Here is an 18,385-nt window from a genome sequence, read left to right on the forward strand (position 1 = left end):
GGACTAACCGGCCAGCTTCAGCGTCACGATGCCGGACAGGATCAGGGCGATGCCGGCCAGGCGGCCGATATTCGCTGGCTCCCCCAGCAGCCAGATGCCGAGGATGGCGGTACCGACCGCGCCGATCCCGGTCCAGATCGCGTAGGCGGTGCCGATCGGCAGCACCTTCAACGCCAGCGCCAGCAGCCAGAAGCTCGCCGCCATGGCGCCGACCGTCAGCACGGAGGGCCAAAGCCGGGTGAAGCCCTGTGTCTGCTTCAGCCCCATCGCCCAGCCGATCTCGAGCAGCCCGGCACCGAAAAGATACACCCACGCCATGACAACCCTCCGCAAGTCGGAGGGGGTTTAGGGCCTCATGGGGGCGGGGTCATCCGCCGCCAGACGGGGCGCACCCGCTGGCACCCGGGGCGGCTCGGCCAGCAGCCCGCGCCGCGCCGTGGCGGCCACCTCCGCGCGATGCGCCAGGTTGAGGAGCTTGCTCTCATAGGGTGCGGCAGAGACCGCGATCTGCCCGCGAAAGGGCCGGTCCATCAGGAAGACGAAGGCCACCAGCGCGGCCACGCCGGCGGCCTGGATGGCCAGCATCAACAGCACGTGGGGCTTCGGCGCATACAGCGCGCCGGTGGCCAGCAGCAGCAGCATCAACAGGCGGATCAGCGTCCAGAAGGCGCCCGGCAGCGCATCCTCCGCATGGCGCAGGCGTTCCTCCCGCGCCTCGCCCAGCGCATCCAGGTCTTGCAGCAGGTCGTGGGCCAGTACGTCGGACAGGCCGGCCGCGGTGGCATAGCCGGCATGTTCCAGCGCTTCCGCCAGGCGCTGGGTTTCCGCATGGCGGCCGCTGATGGCCATGGTGGGGAATTCGGCCGCGATAATGCTGCGGAGGTAGGCGAGCACCCCGGCCTGCAGCGACGCCCCCTCCGCGCCGATCCGCACCGCTTGCCGCCCCATGCCGCCGATCGCGGCCACCTCCGCCACCACCACCCGCTGCGCCTCGGCCTGCTGGCCACGCGCCTGGATTGCGCAGAAGGCGAGGGTGAGGGTCAGGGCGGAGACCACGGCGGCGGTGGTTCGCATCGCCATGTCGAGATGGGTCTTGTCGTCCGGCAGCTTCAGCAGCGGCGCGGCGACGCGACAGACCAGCGCCGCCAGGCTGGCTGCGCCCAGCATGAAGGCTGCGTAGACCGCAAGCTCCGGCACATCATACAGCAGCAAGGGTGGGGCGATCAGGGGGGTGGACAAGGCAGCCTCCGGGCGGGGCCACAGTGTCGGCGCGAGAGACTTGCGGCTTGGTTAGCAGGATGGCGCGCGCAGCCACCCCGGCGACAACGGCCACCATTCCGTGTATGGAGGTGGCGCAAGCCCGTAGACTTCGCAGGAAAACCGCAGCCGCATGTCGCGCGACAGCCAGATTGCCCGCATCCACCGCCAGCCGAAATCCGCCATGCAGTCCGGCCGCGCCGGTGCCGGGCAGTGGCTGCTTGAATTCGCGCCGGGGGAGCCGAAGCGGCTGGACCCAATGACGGGCTGGCCTGGCTCGGGAGATACCAACGGCCAGGTGAAACTGCGCTTCGCCACAGCCGAGGCCGCCATCGCCTATGCCGAACAGCAGGGCTGGCATTATGAGGTGGCAAAGCCGCCCGTGGTGCGTGCGGATATCAGACCGAAGGCCTATGCCGACAATTTCAAGTTCGGCCGCGGCGAAAACTGGTCGCACTGACCCCGGTTCCGCACCCGTAGCTCAGCTGGATAGAGCATCGGATTTCTACTCCGTAGGTCGGGGGTTCGAATCCCTCCGGGTGCGCCAATATCCCCGCCGTTCCGGTCAGGGTGCCCAGAGCGCTGGTGTGTTCCAGGCCGCCGGTGGGTGCAGCTTGCCGGACAACTCGGCCGCATAGGGATCGAACGATACCGACTGCCAGGCCTCGGACCACGCAGTGGGCAGCGTATGCGGTGGCAGAATGCCGCGCTCAGGCCGAAAATCGAAACGCGCATAAATGGCCGGATCACCCAGCACCAGCATTTGGTGAAAAACATTCCGGGGCAGCCCCAACCCTGCCTTTGCCGGGAAGGCGGATGGCGGTCGGCCCAAGGCGACGCGCCTGTCCGCCCCCATCACATCGCACGGTGGGTACCTCCTGGTGCAGGCGCCGCAACAGCGGCATCAGGTCTTCGGTCGGAAATGCTGCCTGATAAGCCGAGCCAGCGATGCCACATCCTGCGCCGTGAGATTCATTATCTCCAGCTTCAGCCATCATCGCAGGTCGAATTCCATTCCAGCCACCCCTTATGCCGGTTGTGCCGATTGTATTCCGATACATACAGAATGGTGCGTCTGGCTCACCCTTCGGCACGTCGCGTCTGCAAACGGCGCCGCAGGGTTAACGCCAAGCCAACAGCCCGTGATAAACAAAATAAGCCTCTTGCCGAATCGGCTCCGGCATAATAATTGGCGATCAGAAACGCACGACTGGGACGCACCAACATGGCGACGAAATCCTCTTTCGACCTCGATCCGATGAGCGTAACGGAACTGACCGCCCTGATCAGTGCGGCGGAGGAAAAGCGCAGAAATAAGTTGGAAGATGCGAAGACCGCCCTGATGGAGGAATTTTCCCGCAAGGCGGCCGAACTCGGCGTCACGGTGAATGAACTGTATGGCCGCGCCGCGGAACCGGCCGCGCCGCGCACCCGCAAGCCCCGCAAAGATGCCGGCCAGCCGGCGGGGGTGAAGTATCGCGGGCCGCTCGGTGAGACCTGGTCCGGCCGCGGGCGCCGGCCCGGCTGGCTGAATGAGGCTCTCGCCCAGGGCAAGGGCGTGGCCGACTTCCTGGCCTGAGCAGACTGCGCGCCGACCGGGTCCGGAACGGCGCATCAAGGCTCCGCCGGAAATAACGCAGAGCATCGCGTTTTTTTCTGGCGGTGCTCCAGGGCATATCCTTTCCCGTTCCCCTGTTTCCGGAACACACAAGCGCCGCGGCCATGTGCGGCGCGCATGCACGATCCCGTGGCGGGCGGAAAGATGGCCGCCGCATGGCTGGAATCGATCTTCGGAATAGCCTTATCGTCTTGTCGAGGGCGCCCCGCGGGGTGGCCCGCGACAATCAGGAAGGTGACGCCATGACAATCCAGCTTGGCCAGACGGCCCCGGATTTCGAGGCCGAGACAACCCAGGGCAAGCTTCGTTTCCACGAATGGCTCGGCGATTCCTGGGGCGTATTGTTCAGCCATCCGAAGGATTTCACGCCGGTCTGCACCACCGAATTGGGCGAGACCGCGCGCCTCAAGCCGGAATTCGACAAGCGCGGCGTCAAGGTCATCGGCCTGTCCGTGGATAATCTGGAACGCCATGCGGGGTGGGAGGCAGACATCGCCGAGACCCAGGGGCATGCGGTGAATTTCCCGATGATCGCCGATCCGGAAAAGAAGGTCGCCGCGCTGTATGGCATGGTGCATCCGGAGGCCGATCCCGCCATCACCGTGCGGACCGTCTTCGTCATCGACCCGGCGAAGAAGGTGCGGCTTTTCATGGTCTATCCGCCCAGCACCGGCCGCAATTTCGATGAGATCATCCGGGTCATCGACAGTCTGCAGATGACGGACAGCAAGAAGGTCGCCACGCCGGTCAACTGGCAGCCGGGCGATCGCGCCATCATTCCGCCCTCAATTTCCGACGAACAGGCGAAGACGCTGTTCCCACAGGGCTGGGAGGCGGAGCGGCCCTATCTCCGCTGGGTCGAGGTGAAGGCCTGACCGCGGTGGCACGCATCGCGGATGGCTTCTGGGGCGCGGTCGGCGACACGCCACTGATCCGCCTGCGGCGCGCCTCGGAGGCGACGGGCTGCGAGATCCTCGGCAAGGCGGAGTTCATGAACCCCGGCGGCAGCGTGAAGGACCGCGCCGCGCTCGGCATCCTGCGCGCCGCCATGGCGGAAGGCCGCCTGGTGCCAGGCCAGCCCGGCACCATCGTCGAAGGCACCGCCGGCAATACCGGCATCGGCATCGCACTCGCGGCCAATGCGATGGGTTGGCGCAGCGTGATCGTGGTGCCGGAAACCCAGAGCCGGGAAAAGCTGGACTACCTGCGGATGATCGGTGCCGATCTCCGGCTGGTTCAGGCCAAGCCCTTCAGCGACCCGGGCAATTACGTGCACGTCTCGAAGCGGCTGGCGGAAGAGTTGGGCGCCGTCTGGGCCAACCAGTTCGACAATCTGGCCAATGCCCAGGCGCATGAGGACACCACCGGCCCGGAAATCTGGAATCAGACCGGCGGCCAGGTGGATGCCTTCACCTGCGCCTGCGGCACCGGCGGCACGCTGGCCGGCATCGCCCGCGCGCTGAAGGCAAGGAAACCCGGCGTGCGGATCGTGCTGGCCGATCCCGGCGGCTCCGGCCTGCTGGATTGGGTGAAGACCGGCACGCCCAAGGCCGAGGGCGGCTCCATCACGGAAGGCATCGGCCAGGCCGCCCGCGCCCCCGGCAATCTGGCCCAGGCGCGCGCGCTGATCGACGATGCGATCCGCATCGAGGACCCTGAGATGCTGGAGCAGGTCTTCGACCTGCAGATGCATGAGGGCATTTCGGTCGGCGGCAGTGCCGGGCTGAACTTGGCGGCCGCCATCCGCGTGGCGCGCGACCTCGGCCCGGGGCATACCGTGGTGACCATCCTGTGCGATGGCGCCGCGCGCTACCAATCCAAACTGTTCAATCCCGGCTTCCTGCGCGAGCGTGGCCTGCCCACGCCACCCTGGCTGGAGTGACCGCCGATGGCGATCGAGATCATGGAACTCGCCCGCACCATCCGTGCGCGCGACCCGGCCCGGCCGAGCTGGGTGGAGGCCTTGCTGTGCTATGCCGGGCTGCATGCGGTGCTGTGGCACCGGTTGTCGCATGGGCTGTGGCGGCTCGGCCTGCCGGCGGCGGCGCGGTTTTCCTCGCATCTGGCGCGCTGGCTGACGGGCATCGAGATCCATCCCGGCGCCCGGATCGGCCGGCGGCTGTTCATCGACCACGGCATGGGTGTGGTGATCGGGGAGACGGCGGAGATCGGCGATGATGTGCTGATCTATCACGGCGTGACCCTCGGCGGGCTGTCCGGCCAGCCCGGCAAGCGCCACCCGACGCTGGAGAACCAGGTGACGATCGGCGCCGGCGCGCAGGTGCTCGGCCCGATCCGGATCGGCCGCGGCGCGCGGGTTGGCGCCAATGCGGTCGTGGTGGCGCCGGTGGCGCCGGGCTGCACCGTGGTGGGTATTCCGGCCCGCCCACCGCGCGGACAACCCTGCCAGGACCCCTGCATTGGCTATGGCCTTGGCGCCGCGGTGGATGAGGACCCGGTGGGGGAACAGCTCGCCGCATTGCGGGCGGAACTGGTCGCGCTGCGCGCCGAGATGGCCGCGCTGCGGACCCAGCAGCGGGAAGCGGCCCGGGAAGGAGAATGCGAGGGGGTCTGACCCTGGCTTGACGATGCCCGGCGGTGGGCGGAGGTTCCCGTTCCTCAAGGGACAAGGAAACGCCGCGCATGACCGAGGAAAACCCCGTTCTGGTCACCAGGGACGGACCGGTGGTGCGTGCCGTGCTGAACCGCCCGCATCGCCGCAACGCCATGAGCCAGGCGCTGGTGGAGGCGCTGGACGTGCTGCTGGCGGAGCTGAAGACCGATACCACCGCCCGCGTGCTGGTGCTGTCCGGCGCCGGTGGCCATTTCTGCGCCGGGCTGGATCTGACCGAGGTCGGCGCCGTCGAAGCACCGGAGGACAAGCTGGTCCGCCAGCAGGCACGCAACCAGAAGACCGGCGCCCGCTTCGCCGCCATTGCCGAATTGCCGCAGGTGGTAATCGCCGCCGTCCAGGGCGCGGCCTATGCCGGGGGGCTGGGCTTCGTCACCTCCGCCGATATCTGCCTGGCTTCCGCCGATGCGCGCTTCTCCGCGCCCGAGGTGCGGCGCGGCCTGGTGCCGGCGCAGATCCTGCCCTGGCTGGTGCGCCGGATGGGGCGGAGCGAGGCCGCCCGGCTGTGCCTGCAGGGCCATGTGATGGAGGCCGAGGAAGCCGCGCGCACCGGGCTGATCCACCAGGTTCTGCCCGATGCGGCGGGGCTTGAGGCGGCCGTGCAAGCCACCATCGCGGATATCCTGCAAGGCGCCCCCGGGGCGCTGGCGGAGACCAAGGCGCTTCTCGCCGCGCTCGGCCCGGTCTCGCCACCGGCCTATGCCGAAGCCGGCGCCCAGAGCTTCGCCCGCCGCGCCGCGAGCCCGGAGGCGGAGGAGGGCATCGCCAGCTTCAAGCAGCGCCGCAAGCCAAGCTGGATGCTCACCTGACCGGAGGAAAGCCATGACCGCCTGCATCGTCGGCTGGGCGCATACGCCCTTCGGCAAGCTCGAAGCCCCGGATATCGAGAGCCTGTTCGGCCGCGTCGCCCGCGCCGCGATTGAGGATGCGGGGATCGGCGCGGCGGAGGTCGATGGCGCCTTCGTCGGCGTCTTCAATGGCGGCTTCTCGAAGCAGGACTTTTTCGCCTCGCTGCTGCTGCAAAGCGTGCCGGAACTGAGGTTCAAGCCGACCACGCGGTATGAGAATGCTTGCGCCACCGGCTCCGCGGCCATTCATGGCGCGCTGGATTTCCTGGCCGCCGGTCGCGGCCGTTTTGCCCTGGTGGTGGGGGCGGAGAAGATGACGGCAACGCCGGGGCCGCAGATCGGCGAGATCCTGCTGGGCGCCAGCTACCGCCGCGATGAGGGCGAAATCCCGGCGGGCTTCGCCGGCGTCTTCGGCCGCATCGCCGAGAGCTACTTCCAGCGCCATGGCGACCAGTCCGACGCGCTGGCCGCGATTGCCGCGAAGAACCACAAGAACGGGGTGGCCAACCCCTACGCCCAGATGCGGAAGGACCTCGGCTTCGCCTTCTGCCGCGCCGAATCCGAGAAAAATCCCTTCGTCGCACCGCCGCTGAAGCGCACCGATTGCTCCCTGGTGTCGGACGGCGCCGCGGCGCTGATCCTGACGGATGAGGAAACCGCCAGGGGGATGGCGCAAAGGGGGGGCAAGGCCGTGCGCTTCCGCGCCGCGGTGCAGGCGACGGACCTGATGCCGATCGCGCAGCGGGACGTGATCCGCTTCGAGGGCGCGCGCGCCGCCTGGGGCCAGGCGCTCGGCCATGCCGGCCTGGCGCTGTCCGACCTCAGCTTCGTCGAGACGCATGACTGCTTCACCGTGGCCGAGCTCATCGAATACGAGGCGATGGGCCTGGTGCCGGAAGGGCAGGGCGCCCGCGCTGCGCTGGAGGGCTGGACGGCCAAGGATGGCCGCCTTCCCGTGAACCCCTCCGGCGGGCTGAAATCCAAGGGCCACCCGATCGGGGCCACCGGCGTTTCCATGCATGTGCTGGCGGCAATGCAGCTCACGGGCACCGCCGGCGACATGCAATTGCCGAAGGCTGACCGCGCGGGCGTGTTCAACATGGGTGGCGCGGCGGTGGCGAATTACTGCTCCATCCTGGAGCGCGTGGGGTAGGCGCTCAGGCCGGGACCAGGATGCAGACGGCGGCCTGGGCGGCGATACCCTCGCCACGGCCGGGGAAGCCCAGGCGTTCGGTGGTGGTCGCCTTCACCGAAATGCGGTCGAGCGGCGCGCCGAGTAGCGCGGCCAGGCGTTCCCGCATGGCGGTGGCGTGGGGAGTGATCTTCGGGCGCTCACAGATCAGCGTGACATCCGCATTGGCCAGCACCCCGCCGCGGGCGGCGATGCGGCCGGCGGCGTGGGTCAGGAAGCGGGCGCTGTCGGCGTCCTTCCACTGCGCCTCGCTCGGCGGGAACCAACGGCCGATATCACCCTCCGCCAGCGCGCCGTAGATCGCATCGCACAGCGCGTGCAGGCCGACATCGGCATCCGAATGACCATCCAGCCCCATCGGACCGGGGATGGTGACGCCGCACAGCACCATCGGCCGGCCGGCGACCAGGCGATGCACGTCGAAGCCGGTGCCTACGCGCGGGATCAGGGTGGGGGACAGGGCGGCCTCCATGCGGGCCAGGTCTTCCGGCCAGGTGATCTTGATGTTTTGTTCATGCCCGGGCACCAAAGCCACCGTCAGCCCGGCGACCTCCAGAAGCTGGGCATCGTCCGTCGCCTCTGCCGTCGCGGCGCGATGCGCGGCGAGCAGACCGGCGTAGTGGAAGGCCTGGGGGGTCTGGGCGCGGAACAGGCCGGCACGCGGCACGGTGGCCTCGATGCGGCTGGCAGCGCCGCGCTTCAGCGTATCGGTCACCGGCTGGGCCGGGATGGCGCCGGGATGGTCGGCCAGCGCGGCCCGCAGCGCGGCGATGGTGCCCGGTGGGACCACCGGGCGGGCGGCGTCATGTACCAGCACCAGGGCGGGCGAGTTTTGGGCCAGCGCCTCCAGCCCCGCGCGCACGCTGTCCTGCCGTGTAGCGCCGCCGGGGATGGGGGGCAGGCAGGGTAAGCCTGCCAGCATCCCGGCAACCAGTGCCTGCGAATCGGCGGTACAGACGGGCAAAATGGCGTCCACCAGGCCCTCCCGCAGCAGCGCCTCCGCCGCATGGCGCAGCACCGGCTTGCCGGCCAGGGTCAGGAACTGCTTGGGCCGGTCGGCGCCGAAGCGGCTGCCGCTGCCGGCGGCCATCAGAAGGGCGATGCATTGCATGGCACCGAAACTAGCCGAGGGCCGCGCTTCGGCCCAGGGGCGCCCAGCTCTGCCGGAATAAGTGGCAGCACGGCCCGGCAACGCATGCTTCGCATTGCCGAAATGCGAGCCGCCGCCTATCTTGCCCAAATCATGAGCATCCCGACCCCTCCTACCGACCCGCTTGGCGGCCCGAACCGCCTGCGCCCGATCGACCTTGGCGGCGTGGTGATTCAGACGCCGGTGATCCTGGCGCCGATGTCCGGCGTGACGGACCTGCCCTTCCGCCGTCTGGCGCGCGCCCAGGGTACCGGCCTTGTGGTCAGCGAGATGATCGCCTCCAACGCCATGGTGCGGGAAAACCGGACCACGCTGAAGATGGTGGAGGTCGATGGTGCCGGGTCCTCCACCCAGTTGGCCGGCTGCGATCCGGCGGTGATGGCGGAGGCGGCGAAGCTGGTGGTGCAGCACGGCGCCAGCATCGTGGACATCAATTTCGGCTGCCCGGTGAAGAAGGTGGCGCTCGGCCAATCCGCCGGCTCCGCGCTGATGCGCGATGAGATCGGCGCGGCCCGCATCCTGGAAGCAGTGGTGCGCGCGGTGCAGGTGCCGGTGACGCTGAAGATGCGGATGGGCTGGGACCACCAGTCGCTGAACGCGCCGAAGCTGGCGCGGATCGCCCAGGAAAGCGGCATCCGCATGGTCACCGTGCATGGCCGCACCCGGCAGATGTTCTACAACGGCACCGCGGATTGGGCTTTCGTCGCGCAGGTGAAGGCGGCGGTGGACCTGCCCGTCATCGTCAATGGCGACATCCTGACCCCGCTCGACGCCGCCGAAGCCCTGCGGCAATCCGGCGCGGATGGGGTGATGATCGGGCGCGGCTGCTATGGCCGGCCCTGGCTGCCGAAGCAGGTGGCAGATTATCTCGCGACGGGCATCCTGCCGCGGGACCCGGACCTCATCAGCCAGTACCGGACGCTGCTGGCGCATTACCACGCCATGCTGGACCACCATGGCCGCGACCCGGGCATGCGGCTCGCCCGGAAGCATATCTCTTGGTATTCCAAGGGACTGCACGGTTCGGCTGAGTTCCGCGCAGAGGTCAACCGCACGGATTCGGTCGAAGCCGTGCTGGCGCTGATCGACCGCTTCTACCTGCCCCTGATCGAGCGCGGCGCCGAGGAGCTACTGGCCGCATGAGGGCCACGGCATTGACCCGCGCGGCCCGCGCGCTGCGCCTGCCGATCCCGGCGCTGCCGGTCGTGCTGCCGGATTCGGTGGCGGTGCTCGGCGCCCTGCCGATCGCGGCCGTGGTGCTGGATGCGGAGGATCGTTTCCGCTTCGCCAATCCGGCGGCCGAGCTGTTCTTCCAGCACTCCGCCGCCTCGCTGCAGTCCCATTCGCTGGGCGAATTCCTGCCGGGCGACCATCGGCTGTTCGCCATGCTGGCGCAGGTTCGCGCGCATGATGCGCCGGTCTCGGATCATGATCTGGCGCTGGAAAGCCCTCGGCTGCGGCGGCTTGGCGTGGCCGCGCATGGCGCGCCGCTGCCGGAAATGCCGGGCGGGGTGGTGCTGACGCTGCAGGATGGCTCCACCGCGCAGATGCTGGACCGGCAGTTGAATTTCCGGGGCGCCGCACGCAGCGCCTCGGCCATGGCGGCGATGCTCGCCCATGAGGTGAAGAACCCGCTTTCCGGCATTCGCGGCGCTGCCCAGCTTCTGGAACAGGGCGCCAGCGAGGGCGACCGGGAGCTGTGCCAGCTCATCCAGGAGGAGGTGGACCGCATCCGCAATCTGGTGGAGCGGATGGACATGTTCTCCGAACGCCCGGTGGAGCAGGCGGAGGTGAACATCCATGAGGTGCTGGACCATGTCCGCCGCATCGCACTGTCCGGCTTCGCGGCGCACCTGAAGATCCATCAGGACTACGACCCGTCCCTTCCGCCGGTCTGGGGCAACCGGGATCTGTTGATCCAGATCCTGTTGAATCTGGTGAAGAACGCCGCCGAAGCCGTTGATTCGCGTGATGGCGAGATCTGGCTCGGCACCGGTTACCATCATGGCGTCCGTATCGCCGTGCCGGGCAGCCGGGAACGGGTGGATCTGCCCTTGCAGGTCGTGGTGCGGGACAATGGGCCGGGCATTCCGGACCAGGTGCGTGCCACCCTGTTCGAGCCTTTCGTTACCACCAAGCGGGGCGGGCAGGGGCTTGGCCTCGCCCTGGTGGCCAAGCTGGTGGCGGATCAGGGCGCGTTGATCGAATGCGATACGCGCCCCGGCCGCACCTCCTTCCGCCTGTCCCTGCCGGTCCCCCCGCCCAATCCCCGCCGAACCGGAGTTGCCGCATGAGTGACGCTGCCGCGGTCTCCGCCACCACCCGCACCATCCTCATTGCCGATGATGACCGGGCGATCCGAACCGTGTTGTCCCAGGCACTTGGCCGGTCCGGCTACCATGTCCGCGCAACATCCTCCGCCGCCACACTGTGGCGCTGGGTGGAGGATGGGGAAGGCGATCTGGTGATCACGGATGTGATCATGCCGGATGAGAACGGGCTGGACCTGGTGCCCCGCATCCGCCGGGTGCGACCCGATCTGCGCGTGGTGGTGATGTCGGCGCAATCCACCTTCTCCACCGCGCTGAAGGCGACCCAACGTGGCGCCTTCGACTATCTGCCCAAGCCCTTCGATCTGAAGGAATTACTGGCTGTCGTGGGCCGGGCGCTGGCGGCCCCCAGCCAGCCCACCACGGCAGAGGCTGAGGAGCCGGAGGAGCGTCTGCCGCTGGTTGGGCGCTCTGCCGCCATGCAGGAAATCTACCGGACGGTCGCCCGCCTCACCACCACCGACCTCACGGTGATGATCACGGGCGAATCCGGCACCGGCAAGGAATTGGTCGCCCGCGCGCTGCATGACTACGGCCGCCGCCGCAGCGGCCCCTTCGTCGCCATCAACATGGCAGCGATCCCGCGCGAACTGATTGAATCCGAGCTGTTCGGCCATGAACGCGGCGCCTTCACCGGCGCGCTCAACCGCGGCGTCGGCCGCTTCGAGCAGGCCGCCGGCGGCACGCTGTTCCTGGACGAGATCGGCGACATGCCCTCCGAGGCGCAGACCCGACTGCTGCGCGTGCTGCAGGAAGGCGAATTCACCACCGTCGGCGGCCGTCAGCCGATCAAGGCCAATGTCCGTATTGTCGCGGCGACGCACCGCGACCTGCGGCAATCCATCCGCAGCGGCATGTTCCGCGAGGATTTGTTCTACCGCCTCAACGTGGTGCCGATCCGTCTTCCTCCTCTGCGTGAACGGCTGGAGGATATTCCCCTGCTGGCGCGGCACTTCCTGGAACGCGCCCGCGCCGCCGGGCTGCCGCAGAAGCAGCTCGACCAGGGGGCGATGGATCGCCTCAAGCAGCATGCCTGGCCGGGCAATGCGCGCGAGCTGGAGAACCTCATGCGCCGGATGGCGGCACTGTATCCGCAGGAGATCATCGGCGCGGATGCCGTGGGCGCCGAGCTGGCCGAGGCCGCGGCCCCGCCCGAGGAAGGCCCCCGAGCGCCGGAAACCCTGGAGCAGGCGGTGGAGCGGCATCTGGCCGGCTTCATGTCCGCGCATAAGGACGGCATGCCGATCCGCGACTTGTATGACCGGGTGCTGGCGGAGGTGGAGCGGCCGCTGCTGCGCTTGGCGCTGTCCGCCACCCGTGGCAACCAGATCAAGGCCGCGGCCATGCTGGGGCTAAACCGCAACACGCTGCGGAAGAAGCTGCGGGAGCTGGATCTGCCGGTGGTGCGGGGCCTGCCCTGACCTTTCGCGCGCGCCGCGCTATGCTGCCCGCCAGGACGGGAAGGGCGTGATGGCATTGGCTTGGCGGCGCCTCGGCGACATCTTCTTCGGCCGCGCCACCACGCTTGGCCTGGCTATGACGGCCGTGCTGCTCGGCGTCGCCACCTTCGTGCTGCTGGCCGGCGGCAGCCCCTTCGGGCCGACCAGCCCGGGGCAGATTGTTGCCGTGGTGCTGTGCAATGCCGGCGTGCTGCTGCTGCTGGCGGCCTCCCTTGCCACCCGCCTCGTGCGCGTCTGGGCGGAACGGCGGCGCGGCAGCGCAGGGGCGCGGCTGCATGTGCGGCTGGTCACGCTGTTCGGCGGCGTCGCCGTGGTGCCGGCGCTGATCGTCGCCGCCTTCGCCGCGGTGTTCTTCAACCTCGGCATCCAGGCCTGGTTCAGCGACCGGGTGCGTTCGACGCTGGAGGCGTCCCTCGTCGCCTCCCGCGCCTGGATGGACCAGCACCGGGACGAGATCCGGGTCGATGCCCTGGCCATGGCCGCTGACCTCAACCGCGCCGCGCAGGTCTTCCTGCCGGACAACATGCCGGCCTTCGAACGGCTGCTCGCCACCCAGACCTCGATCCGCGGGCTGACGGAAGCGGTGGTGTTCGAGCCGACGCTCGGCCGGGTGATGGCGGCCGCCGGCTTCACCCCCGGCGCGATGATCGAACCCCCGCCCGGCTGGGCGCTGGAACAGGTGCGGCAGGGGGAAGTGGCGGTGGTGCCGGGCGAAACGGCGGCCCGCGTACGCGCGGTGACCAGCCTCGATATCCCGCCCGGCCTTCTGCTGCTGATCGGCCGGCCGCTGGATGCCAGCGTGCTGGAGCATATGCGGACCACGGAGCTGGCTTTTCGGGAATATGACCAGCTCGACCGCAACCGCGGCAGCCTGCAGATCACCTTCGCGCTGATCTTCGCCTGCGCGGCGCTGCTGGTGCTGCTGGCTGCGGTGCTGGTCGGCCTGCTTTTCGCCAACCAGATGGCCCGCCCGATCTCCCGCCTGATCACCGCGGCCGAGCGGGTGCGGGCCGGCGATCTGGCGACGCGGGTGGAGGAAGGCACGCAGGATGACGAGCTCGCCAGCCTGTCGCGCGCCTTCAATCGCATGACCAGCCAGCTTTCCGCCCAGCGGGGGGAGCTGATGGAGGCCTACCGGCAGATCGACGAACGCCGGCGCTTCACCGAGACCGTGCTGTCCGGCGTCTCGGCCGGTGTAGTCGGGCTGGATGCGGAGGGGCGCATCAACCTGCCGAACCGCACCGCCAGCGAATTGCTCGGCGTGGATCTGGATGCCGCCATTGGCCTGCCGCTGGTCGGGATCGCCCCGGAATTCGCGGCCCTGGTGGCGGAGGCGCGGGGCCAGCCGGACCGCGTCCGCACCGCCGAAATCCCGATCGGCCCGCCGGCGCACAGGCGCATGCTGATCGCGCGCATCGGCGCCGAGGGCCAGCCCGGCCGCGTCGCCGGCTTCGTGCTGACCTTCGACGACATCACGGAGCTGCAATCGGCCCAGCGCAAGGCCGCCTGGGCCGATGTGGCGCGGCGCATTGCGCATGAAATCAAGAACCCGCTGACCCCCATCATGCTGTCGGCCGAGCGGCTGAAGCGCAAATACCTGAAGGAAATCGCCAGCGATCCCGACACCTTCCGGATGCTGACGGACACCATCGTGCGCCAGGTGGGCGATATCGGCCGCATGGTGGATGAATTCTCCGCCTTCGCCCGCATGCCGCAGCCGGTGATCCGGCCGGACCGGCTTGACCAGGTGGTGCGGGAGGCGCTGGTGTTGCAACAGGGCGCGCACCCTGAAATCCGCTACGAGACCGCCATTCCGAACGACCTGCCGCATCTGCCCATGGACCGCCGGTTGATTGGCCAGGCGCTGACCAATCTGTTGCAGAACGCGGCCGATGCGGTGGCCGCGGCGCCGCGGGAGGATGGCGAGCGCGGCCATATCGGCCTGCGGGTGGAACCCGTGCCGGAAGGTTTCGCCGTGGTGGTGGAGGATGACGGAATCGGCCTGCCGGCCGGCGAGGATCGCGCACGGCTCACGGAACCGTATGTCACCCATAAGGCGAAGGGCACCGGCCTCGGCCTTGCCATCGTCAAGAAGATCATGGAGGACCATGGTGGGCGGCTGGACCTGCTGGACCGGCCCGACGGGCGGGGCGCCCGCGCCCTGCTGATTCTTCCGCTGGTGGCGCCGAGGGATGGCAGGGACTCGGGCCCGCATCAGATAAAAGCGACTGAGGAAACGCCGGTCATGGGGCATCCGGGCATGGGGCAACCGATCATGGGCATCACGCCATGAGCACCATTTGGCGCGGCGATGGGGCGGGCTGAGCATGGCGCATGACATCCTGATCGTGGACGATGAGCCGGACATTCGCGCCCTGATCGAGGGCATCCTGTCGGATGAGGGCTACGAGACACGGCAGGCGGCAAATTCGGACCAGGCGATCGCGGCCTTCAAGGCGCGGCGGCCGTCCCTCGTGGTGCTCGACATCTGGCTGCAGAATTCGCGCCTCGATGGCCTCGGCATCCTGGCGGCCCTGCATGGGGAGGAGCCGCGGGTTCCCTGCGTGATGATCTCCGGCCACGGCACCATCGAGACCGCCGTGCAAGCGATCCAGAACGGTGCCTACGACTTCATCGAGAAGCCCTTCAAGGCGGACCGGCTTCTGCTGGTGATCGCCCGGGCGCTCGAAGCCTCCCGCCTGCAACGGGAAAACAGCGAGCTGCGGCTGCGGGCGGGGGCGGAGGCGGAACTGGTGGGCGTCTCGGCGCCGGTGATCCAGCTTCGCCAGGCGATCGACCGCGTGGCGCCGACCGGGTCCCGCGTGCTGATCAGCGGGCCGGCGGGGTCGGGCAAGGAGGTGACGGCGCGGATGCTGCATGCGCGGTCCCGCCGCGCCGATGGCCCCTTTGTCGCGCTGAACTGCGCCACCCTGGCGCCGGCGCGGTTCGAGGAGGAATTGTTCGGCGTGGAGGCCGGCAACGACCCGGCCGGCCAGCCGCGCCGCGCGGGGGTGCTGGAACGCGCCCATGGCGGCACGCTGCTGCTGGATGAGGTGGCTGACATGCCGCTGGAGACCCAGGGCAAGATCGTGCGCGCCCTGCAGGAACAGGGTTTCGTCCGTATCGGGGGCGCGCAGCGGGTGACGGTGGATGTGCGGGTGATCGCTACCACCAACCGCGATCTGCAGGCCGAGATCGCCGGCGGGCGGTTCCGGGAGGATCTATATTACCGCCTGGCCGTGGTGCCGCTGCGCATACCGCCGCTGCGGGATCGGCGGGAGGATATTCCAGCCCTCGCCCGGCATTTCATGAAGCGCTCGGGCGAGACCTCCGGCATGGCGCCGCGCGAATTATCCGAGGATTCGCTGGCGGCGATGCAGGCCTATGAATGGCCGGGCAATGTGCGCGAGTTGCGGAACCTGATCGACTGGCTGCTGATCATGGCGCCGGGTGATGCGCGGGAGCCGATCCGGCCGGACATGCTGCCGCCGCAGGTTGGTGCCTCCGCGCCGGCGGTGCTGAAGCTGGACCGATCGTCGGAGATCATGACCCTGCCGCTGCGGGATGCGCGGGAATTGTTCGAGCGGCAGTATCTGGAGGCGCAGTTGCTGCGCTTCGGCGGCAATATCAGCCGGACGGCGGCCTTTGTGGGGATGGAGCGCAGCGCGTTGCACCGGAAGCTGAAGTTCCTGAACGTGCATGCGGATGACCGCACCCCGACCGCAGCCGCCGGGGCAGGGGGCTGAACACCAAGCCACCAAATTTCATCGCAACCTGCAGCCTGGGCCTTTTCGCCCAGGCTGAGCGCCCGAACGGGCGCCGCGGCTTATGCCGCGAGCCAAAGCGGCCGGAGGCCGCGCCCGGCGCCTGAGGGAACAGAATCATGTCCAAGATCGCCTATGTGAATGGCCGCTACCTGCCGCAGTCGGAGGCCTCGGTGAATATCGAGGATCGCGGCTACCAGTTCGGCGACGGCATCTATGAGGTCGTCCATTTGCATGACGGCCGCTATGTGGATGAGGAGCTGCACCTGGCGCGGCTGGAGCGGTCCTTGGGCGAAATCCAGCTCGCCATGCCGATGTCCCGCGCCGCGCTGTCGATGGTGCTGCGGGAGGTAGCGCAGCGGAACCGGGTGCGGGAAGGGCTGCTGTACATGCAGGTGACGCGCGGCGTGTCCCGCCGCGACCATGCCTTTCCATCCAAGCCGGTGCCGCCGGCCCTGGTCGTCACCATTCGCCGCGTCCCCTCCTATCCCACAGATGTGGACAAGTGGCAGGCCGCCTGCATCACCCTGCCGGATCTGCGCTGGGCGCGGCGCGACATCAAATCGGTGAACCTGCTGCCGAATTGCCTGGCCCGCCAGAAGGCGCGGGAGCAGGGCGCGATCGAGGCCATCCTGTATGACGAGGCGACCGGCATGGTCACCGAAGGGGCCGCCACCACCTTCTGGATCGTCGATGAGAATGGCGCCATCCGCACCCGCTTCCTGGACCATGTGGTCCTGCCCGGCTGCACCCGCGCCGCGCTGATGGCGGAGCTGCGCACGCTCGGCATGGCGTATGACGAGCGGGAATTCTCGCTGGAGGAGATGCGCCGGGCGCGGGAGGCCTTCATTACCTCCGCCACCTCCTTCGTGAAGCCGATCACGAAGATCGACGGCAAGCCGGTGGGCGATGGCAAGGTGGGTCCGGTGGTGCGGCGACTTTTCGACATCTTTGCCCGCCATGTGAAGGGCGATGTGAAGAACGCGGCATGAACCGCCCGCTTTGCATCCTGTGGGATTGGGACAACACGCTGGTGGATGGCTGGGCCGCCATCCAGCACGGGCTGAACGCCACCTTCGCCGAATTCGACATGCCGGAATGGGATAGGACGACGGTTCTGGCCAATGTCCGTGGGTCGCTGCGGGATACCTTTCCCGGCATGTTCGGCGCGGAGTGGGAGAGGGCGCGCGACATCTTCTATGGCGCCGTGCAGTCCTGTCACTTGGATGTGTTGAACCCCATGCCCGGCGCCGAATCGGCCATCCGGAAAGCGGGGGCGCTCGGGCCGCAGGGGGTAGTCTCCAACAAGCAGGGGCCGCTGCTGCGGGCGGAAGCAGCGCATCTCGGCTGGGCCGGACATTTCGCCACGCTGGTCGGCGCGGGCGATGCCAGCGCGGACAAGCCAAGCGCAGCGCCGATCCTGATGGCGCTGGCTGCCTGTGGCGTGCAGCCGGGCCGCGCGGTCTGGTACATCGGCGATACGGTGCTGGATATGGATGCCGCGCGGGCCGCCGGCTGCACTGCGGTGCTGCTCGGGCGGGCGCTGCATGATGGCGGCGTGGCGGCGGCGCGGCCGGATCTGGTTTTCGATGACGGCCATGCGCTCGCGGCAGGGTTGCAGGACCTTGCCAGGGCAGGGGTCGCCGAGTGATGTTGGCGGTGTCCGTGCCACTGGCCGGATGACGTCGCCTGGCGGCTGATGGTGGTCCAATGCCACCTGTCGCCCGGCGCGCCGCCTGTATCCGGCCGATCAACGGCCAAGAAGAAGAAGGTTACCGCGCCATGGCCGCCGAAAAATCCCAGAACGTGCAGGACGTGTTCCTGAACCATGTTCGAAAATCCAAGACTCCGGTGACGATCTTCCTGGTGAACGGCGTGAAGCTGCAGGGCATCATCACCTGGTTCGACAATTTCTCCGTCCTGCTGCGCCGGGATGGGCACACACAGCTTGTGTACAAGCACGCCATCAGCACGGTGATGCCGGGCGCGCCGATCATGCTGTTCGACGCCGCCGCTGCGGGCGCGGGTGCTGCGGCGCCGGCGCAGTCTGCCGAGGGCGGGGCCAGCGCCGTTCGTGAAAACCGCCTGACCCTGGGCCGCGAGGTGACACCTGTCGGATCGCGCGACTAAGACC

The 18,385-nt window shown here is 68.6% G+C and carries 19 protein-coding genes and 1 tRNA gene; 16 read left to right on the forward strand and 4 right to left on the reverse strand.

What is annotated here, in order from left to right; translation table 11 throughout:
• Positions 1 to 3 precede the first annotated feature (3 nt).
• Positions 4 to 318 (reverse strand): quaternary ammonium compound efflux SMR transporter SugE, encoded by a 315-nt coding sequence (sugE, locus tag ACFHNC_RS04060; RefSeq protein WP_437167930.1) that lies wholly within the window; start codon positions 316 to 318, stop codon positions 4 to 6.
• A 27-nt stretch (positions 319 to 345) separates the two neighbouring features.
• Positions 346 to 1,239 carry a hypothetical protein gene (locus ACFHNC_RS04065; RefSeq protein ID WP_437167931.1) on the reverse strand — a complete coding sequence of 298 codons (894 nt, stop codon included), beginning with the start codon at positions 1,237 to 1,239 and terminating at the stop codon, positions 346 to 348.
• A 151-nt stretch (positions 1,240 to 1,390) separates the two neighbouring features.
• Between ACFHNC_RS04065 and ACFHNC_RS04070 the strand changes: the two genes are divergently transcribed.
• Both ACFHNC_RS04070 and ACFHNC_RS04075 read left to right on the forward strand, forming a co-directional pair.
• Positions 1,391 to 1,717, forward strand: a complete 327-nt coding sequence (locus ACFHNC_RS04070; protein ID WP_437167932.1) for an NADH dehydrogenase ubiquinone Fe-S protein 4 — start codon at positions 1,391 to 1,393, stop codon at positions 1,715 to 1,717.
• Positions 1,718 to 1,727: 10 nt separating this feature from the next.
• Positions 1,728 to 1,804 (forward strand) — tRNA-Arg (locus ACFHNC_RS04075).
• 18 nt (positions 1,805 to 1,822) lie between these two features.
• Here ACFHNC_RS04075 and ACFHNC_RS04080 read toward each other — a convergent pair.
• On the reverse strand, positions 1,823 to 2,020 hold the full coding sequence (locus ACFHNC_RS04080; RefSeq protein ID WP_437167933.1) for a hypothetical protein: 198 nt from the start codon (positions 2,018 to 2,020) through the stop codon (positions 1,823 to 1,825).
• Positions 2,021 to 2,482: 462 nt separating this feature from the next.
• Between ACFHNC_RS04080 and ACFHNC_RS04085 the strand changes: the two genes are divergently transcribed.
• From ACFHNC_RS04085 to ACFHNC_RS04110, 6 genes are all read left to right on the forward strand, one after another.
• Positions 2,483 to 2,836, forward strand: coding sequence for an H-NS histone family protein (locus ACFHNC_RS04085; protein ID WP_437167934.1), 354 nt, complete (start codon positions 2,483 to 2,485; stop codon positions 2,834 to 2,836).
• 281 nt (positions 2,837 to 3,117) lie between these two features.
• Positions 3,118 to 3,750 (forward strand): peroxiredoxin, encoded by a 633-nt coding sequence (locus ACFHNC_RS04090; protein WP_437167935.1) that lies wholly within the window; start codon positions 3,118 to 3,120, stop codon positions 3,748 to 3,750.
• Between the two features lie 5 nt (positions 3,751 to 3,755).
• Positions 3,756 to 4,757 carry a cysteine synthase A gene (locus tag ACFHNC_RS04095; RefSeq protein WP_437167936.1) on the forward strand — a complete coding sequence of 334 codons (1,002 nt, stop codon included), beginning with the start codon at positions 3,756 to 3,758 and terminating at the stop codon, positions 4,755 to 4,757.
• 6 nt (positions 4,758 to 4,763) lie between these two features.
• Positions 4,764 to 5,450, forward strand: a complete 687-nt coding sequence (cysE, locus tag ACFHNC_RS04100; protein WP_437167937.1) for a serine O-acetyltransferase — start codon at positions 4,764 to 4,766, stop codon at positions 5,448 to 5,450.
• A gap of 68 nt (positions 5,451 to 5,518) precedes the next feature.
• The gene (locus tag ACFHNC_RS04105) at positions 5,519 to 6,316 is read left to right on the forward strand and encodes an enoyl-CoA hydratase/isomerase family protein (protein WP_437167938.1); all 798 of its coding nucleotides are present in this window, start codon (positions 5,519 to 5,521) and stop codon (positions 6,314 to 6,316) included.
• A 13-nt stretch (positions 6,317 to 6,329) separates the two neighbouring features.
• A complete protein-coding gene (locus ACFHNC_RS04110; RefSeq protein ID WP_437167939.1) occupies positions 6,330 to 7,508 on the forward strand; it encodes an acetyl-CoA acetyltransferase in 1,179 nt (392 codons plus the stop codon).
• Between the two features lie 4 nt (positions 7,509 to 7,512).
• On the opposite strand, the gene ACFHNC_RS04115 is transcribed toward ACFHNC_RS04110, so the two are convergent.
• Complete coding sequence (locus tag ACFHNC_RS04115; RefSeq protein WP_437167940.1) at positions 7,513 to 8,658, reverse strand: bifunctional 2-C-methyl-D-erythritol 4-phosphate cytidylyltransferase/2-C-methyl-D-erythritol 2,4-cyclodiphosphate synthase; 1,146 nt, start codon at positions 8,656 to 8,658, stop codon at positions 7,513 to 7,515.
• A gap of 132 nt (positions 8,659 to 8,790) precedes the next feature.
• Here ACFHNC_RS04115 and dusB point away from each other — a divergent pair, with 132 nt between their 5' ends.
• The 8 genes from dusB to hfq all read left to right on the forward strand — a co-directional run bounded on the left by dusB (position 8,791) and on the right by hfq (position 18,381).
• A complete protein-coding gene (gene dusB / locus ACFHNC_RS04120; RefSeq protein ID WP_437167941.1) occupies positions 8,791 to 9,840 on the forward strand; it encodes a tRNA dihydrouridine synthase DusB in 1,050 nt (349 codons plus the stop codon).
• Positions 9,837 to 10,991, forward strand: a complete 1,155-nt coding sequence (locus ACFHNC_RS04125) for a two-component system sensor histidine kinase NtrB (protein ID WP_437167942.1) — start codon at positions 9,837 to 9,839, stop codon at positions 10,989 to 10,991. The genes dusB and ACFHNC_RS04125 overlap by 4 nt, the downstream gene beginning before the upstream one ends.
• On the forward strand, positions 10,988 to 12,448 hold the full coding sequence (gene ntrC, locus ACFHNC_RS04130; RefSeq protein WP_437167943.1) for a nitrogen regulation protein NR(I): 1,461 nt from the start codon (positions 10,988 to 10,990) through the stop codon (positions 12,446 to 12,448). Before ACFHNC_RS04125 ends, ntrC begins: the two co-directional genes overlap by 4 nt.
• 49 nt (positions 12,449 to 12,497) lie before the next feature.
• Positions 12,498 to 14,780, forward strand: a complete 2,283-nt coding sequence (locus ACFHNC_RS04135; protein WP_437167944.1) for an ATP-binding protein — start codon at positions 12,498 to 12,500, stop codon at positions 14,778 to 14,780.
• Positions 14,781 to 14,814: 34 nt separating this feature from the next.
• Positions 14,815 to 16,233, forward strand: coding sequence for a nitrogen assimilation response regulator NtrX (gene ntrX, locus ACFHNC_RS04140; RefSeq protein WP_437167945.1), 1,419 nt, complete (start codon positions 14,815 to 14,817; stop codon positions 16,231 to 16,233).
• 137 nt (positions 16,234 to 16,370) lie between these two features.
• A complete protein-coding gene (locus ACFHNC_RS04145) occupies positions 16,371 to 17,243 on the forward strand; it encodes a D-amino-acid transaminase (protein WP_437167946.1) in 873 nt (290 codons plus the stop codon).
• Positions 17,240 to 17,902, forward strand: coding sequence for an HAD family hydrolase (locus ACFHNC_RS04150; protein WP_437167947.1), 663 nt, complete (start codon positions 17,240 to 17,242; stop codon positions 17,900 to 17,902). Before ACFHNC_RS04145 ends, ACFHNC_RS04150 begins: the two co-directional genes overlap by 4 nt.
• 131 nt (positions 17,903 to 18,033) lie before the next feature.
• Complete coding sequence (hfq, locus tag ACFHNC_RS04155) at positions 18,034 to 18,381, forward strand: RNA chaperone Hfq (protein WP_437167948.1); 348 nt, start codon at positions 18,034 to 18,036, stop codon at positions 18,379 to 18,381.
• Positions 18,382 to 18,385 lie beyond the last annotated feature (4 nt).

The sequence above is a fragment of the Falsiroseomonas sp. E2-1-a4 genome, from assembly GCF_051433165.1.
In the GTDB taxonomy this organism is placed as follows: Bacteria; Pseudomonadota; Alphaproteobacteria; order Acetobacterales; family Acetobacteraceae; genus Falsiroseomonas.